Genomic DNA, 4,220 nt, shown 5'->3' on the forward strand with positions numbered 1-4,220 from the left:
CTTTGGTTGCTCTATGTTTAGAACGCGACCTAGATATGGTAGTGGGAATTTTAGCTATTCTCAAGGCTGGTGGTGCATACATTCCCCTTGACCCAAGTTATCCAGTGGAACGTTTGAATTTTATGCTTTTTGATTCCCAAGCATCGCTGTTAATTAGTAAGCAAGAGATATTAGAAAAACTATCGTTATCTGCGGCTAAAACTGTTTGCTTGGATATCCACAAAGAGGAAATTGCACAAGAAAGCTTGGAAAATCCCATTAACATTTCTTCTTCCAATCATCTCGCTTATATTATCTACACATCTGGATCAACTGGAACACCCAAAGGTGTTCTTGGTACCCATCGCGGTACAGTAAACGGTTTACACTGGTTGTGGAAAACCTATCCTTTTAGCGAGGGAGAAGTTTACTGTCAGAAAACAGCTATTAGTTTTGTCGATTCCGTATGGGAAATTTTTGCTCCTTTACTGCAAGGAATTCCCACAGTAATTATTAGCAATGCTACAGTACTAGACCCACAATTATTTATAGAATTTCTAGTGCATCACAAAGTTTCTCGGATTATAATTGTACCTTCATTACTACGACTACTTTTAAATAATTATAGTCATCTAGTTAAAAAATTAACCCACCTAAAATTCTGGATAACTAGTGGTGAAGCATTATCGGTTAAATTAGTTCAAACTTTCCGAGAATTGATGCCCAAAGCAAAACTAATTAACCTTTATGGCTCATCGGAAGTTTCCGCCAATGCTACGTACTATGATACTGGTTTATTACCAGAACAAGTCCACAGTGTGCCCATTGGTCGTCCAATAGATAACACTCAAATCTATGTATTGAATTGCGATTTACAACCAACACCCATAGGAGTAATTGGAGAACTTTATCTTGGTGGTGATGGGTTAGCAAAGGGTTATTTACATCGCCCAGAATTAACCCAAGAAAGATTTATTGATAATCCTTTTATACCTGAAAATAAACTTTATAAAACAGGCGATTTAGTTCGATACCTCCAAGATGGTAATCTTGAATACTTAGGTCGTCATGATGAACAAATAAAAATTAGGGGTTTTCGAGTAGAATTAGGAGAAATAGCGGCTGCGATCGCACAACACCCAGATGTGCAAGAGTCGGTTGTAATTGCCAGCAATGATGCTCAAGAAAATCCCCGTTTGATTGCCTATGTTGTCACAGATAAGCAGGATATAACTACACAACTGTTATCATCTTTGCAACAGAAGCTGCCCAATTACATGTTACCATCCGCTTTTATCGTACTTGATAAATTTCCACTGACACCTAATGGAAAAGTAGATAAGCGTGCATTGCTAAGTAGTGAGGTTATTCAATCAAATACAAATAAAGCCTTTGTTGCTCCTCGAAATTTTACAGAATTAGCTTTAGCAAAAATTTGGGAAAAGCTTCTCGATACTAGCCCTATTGGAGTGACAGATAACTTCTTTGAATTAGGTGGTCATTCATTTTTAGCCATTCGCTTAATGGCTCAAATTCATGATAAATTTGAACATAATCTTCCCGTCTCTACTCTTTTTGAAAACCCAACTATTGAAAAACTAGCTGCGATTGTTAGTCAACCATATCGCGAAATTTCTAATTCTCACTTAGTAGCAATTAACCCTTCAGGAGACAAGACACCTTTCTTCTGCATACATGGTGCTGGTGGGAATATTAGTGCATATTTTAGTATATCCAGAAGGCTGGGTGAAGATTATCCATTTTATGCTTTGGAAGATAGCTTAGAACAAGATAGACCCGAAATTGTTTCGGTAGAAGAAACAGCAACTCGTTACCTGCAAGAAATTCGTAAAGTGCAACCAAATGGTCCCTATCTTCTAGGTGGTCATTGTTATGGTGGTGTATTAGCCTTTGAAATGGCAAGACAATTACACAATCAGGGCGATACTGTTGGTTTATTAGTTGTCATTGATGCCATATTACCAAAAACAATAATTGAACCTACAGATGATGACGATGCTAAGTTTTTGCTTCGGATTACCGAATCAATTAAAACCGATAATTATGTGGATTTTTCAGTACCTTTTGAAGAACTTCGAGATTTGCCATTGACAGAACAGTTAAATTTGATTAATAAAAAGGCAAATTTTATCTTCAGTGATGCAGAGATTCAAGATTTTCTCCGTTATTACAAACTTTTCAAACTGCATGTTCAAGCAATGCGAAATTACGTTCCCCAAGTTTCTCCCCAACCCATAACTATATTTCGAGCTAGTGAAGAAATAATACATGACTTTGATAATCCAGAGTGGTCTAGTAGTGATCCTCTATTAGGTTGGAGTAAATGTTCTAGTGAACCCATTCAAACTGTTGATACCCCAGGGGATCATTTCTCTATTTTGGTTGAACCTCATATCCAAGAATTAACTAAACAATTAAAAAGATGTATCGATAATGCTATGTGCAATCTAAATTGATAATGGGAGTAAACACATTATGCAACTACCCCCAGGACCAAAAACCCCTTCTTGGTTAATAGGTCTGCAATTCGAGGCTGATCCCTTTGGTTATATGGATAGGTTTTCCAAACGTTATGGTGATATGGTCACTCTCATGTTTGATTCCACACCAATAATTTATGTAAGCAATCCATCAGGAATCAAGGAAATTTTCACAAATACCAAAGAAATTGTTGCAAAGGGTGATTTAAATCGGGCTTTCGCTTTAGGGACAGGAGAAAAAGGAGTCCTTCAACTTGATGGTTTAATTCACAAAAATCGACGCAAAATATTGATGCAGACTTTTCATGGGGCGCGGATGCAAGCCTGTGGAAAACATATCTGCGAACTAACGGAAAAGATTATTGGTCAGAAGAAAGTTGGAAAACCTTTCATCGCATACCCAACAATTGAAGACATTACCTTAAAAGTTGGCATAAAAGTTGTTATGGGTTTAGATAAAGGAGAACATCATGAAAAAATTAAGCATTTATTTACCTCCATTTTGAGATTAAATGTACAATCACCAATAGATAAGATTCTGCTCACTATTTTTGGAGAAAGAGATTTAGGTCAGTGGAGTCCACATGGTTATAATCTTTACCTTCTACAACAACTCTTCCAATTACTATTGTCTGAGGTTGAAGAACGTCGCAAGCAAGCAGATTTTTCACACGCTGATATGCTTACCGATCTTATTTTTGCTGAAGATGAGACAGGTCAACCATTAAGCAATGAGGAAGTACGTGACCTTTTATTATCTCCGATATATGCAGCTGGCGATGCTTCCGGAACTGCGATTGCTTGGGCTTTGTACTGGATTCACCGTTTACCATCTGTGCGATCGCGCTTGCTATCAGAACTCGATAGTCTTGGTGACAACCTAGACCCCATGAGCATTTTCGCATTACCTTACTTGAATGCGGTTTGTAATGAAGTTTTGCGAATTTATCCAACCCAGTTGTTTGCATTTCCCAGATTGGTAGAATCAACTGTCGAGGTAATGGGCTACAAATTGAATCCGGGAACAGTGCTTATTGCTAATATTTATTCAACACACCAGCGTGAAGATTTATATCCTCAGCCAAAAGAATTTCAGCCAGAACGCTTTTTAGAAAAACAATTCTCTCCCTATGAGTTTTTACCCTTTGGTGGTGGTTCTCGTGTGTGTATCGGCGCAAGTTTTGCCTTATTTGAAATGAAACTTATATTAGCAACTATTCTTTCACGTTATGAATTAGAGCTTGTCAGTAAACGTCCAGAACGTCCCAAATATGGAGATCTAATTTGTTATCCAGCTAGCGGTGTGAAGATGGTTATGCACGGTCGGCGTCAGCATCAAGGACAGTCGCAACCGTTCGTTGTCAGTTCATTTTAACACCTATCAATAATTTAACATTTCTCAAAAAATACTAATGAAACTACCTGATGGACCAAAAACTTCTCCCCGGTTGCTTAGTCATCAATTTGAGACCGAGCCGCTTGGTTTTATGGATGCTATGGGCGAGCACTATGGTGACATTTTTACCATTATGGCTGATTCTGTACCTTTAGTAATAGTCAGCAACCCAGAAGGGATAAAGCAGATTTTTACTAATGCAAAAGAGATTACAGCGTCCGTGGATGTCTGTTTTGAACCTTTCGTAACTCGTCAGGCAGTGGTGACATCAAAAATAAACTGAACTATTCAGTTTTGAGTCCAATTATTCTTAACCAAGCAAACTAGGAGATTTAAGGCAATGG

The 4,220-nt window shown here is 37.9% G+C and carries 3 protein-coding genes; all 3 read left to right on the plus strand.

Annotation, left to right across the window (positions count from 1 at the left end; genetic code table 11):
* Positions 1–2,456, plus strand: a 2,456-nt coding sequence (locus tag LC574_RS29080) for an amino acid adenylation domain-containing protein (RefSeq protein WP_229457102.1), incomplete at its 5' end; no start/stop codon positions are given.
* Positions 2,457–2,475: 19 nt separating this feature from the next.
* Positions 2,476–3,855, plus strand: a complete 1,380-nt coding sequence (locus LC574_RS29085) for a cytochrome P450 (RefSeq protein WP_229457103.1) — start codon at positions 2,476–2,478, stop codon at positions 3,853–3,855.
* Between the two features lie 37 nt (positions 3,856–3,892).
* The gene (locus tag LC574_RS29090) at positions 3,893–4,159 is read left to right on the plus strand and encodes a cytochrome P450 (RefSeq protein ID WP_229457104.1); all 267 of its coding nucleotides are present in this window, start codon (positions 3,893–3,895) and stop codon (positions 4,157–4,159) included.
* Positions 4,160–4,220 lie beyond the last annotated feature (61 nt).

Origin of the sequence: Nostoc sp. CHAB 5715 (assembly GCF_020829685.1) — a bacterium.
Taxonomy (GTDB): domain Bacteria; phylum Cyanobacteriota; class Cyanobacteriia; order Cyanobacteriales; family Nostocaceae; genus Nostoc.

Bases quoted from the DNA above. Each gene is read 5' to 3' on its own strand.
- LC574_RS29090 (WP_229457104.1), top strand. From the start codon at position 3,893: ATGAAACTACCTGATGGACCAAAAACTTCTCCCCGGTTGCTTAGTCAT.
- LC574_RS29085 (WP_229457103.1), top strand. From the start codon at position 2,476: ATGCAACTACCCCCAGGACCAAAAACCCCTTCTTGGTTAATAGGTCTG.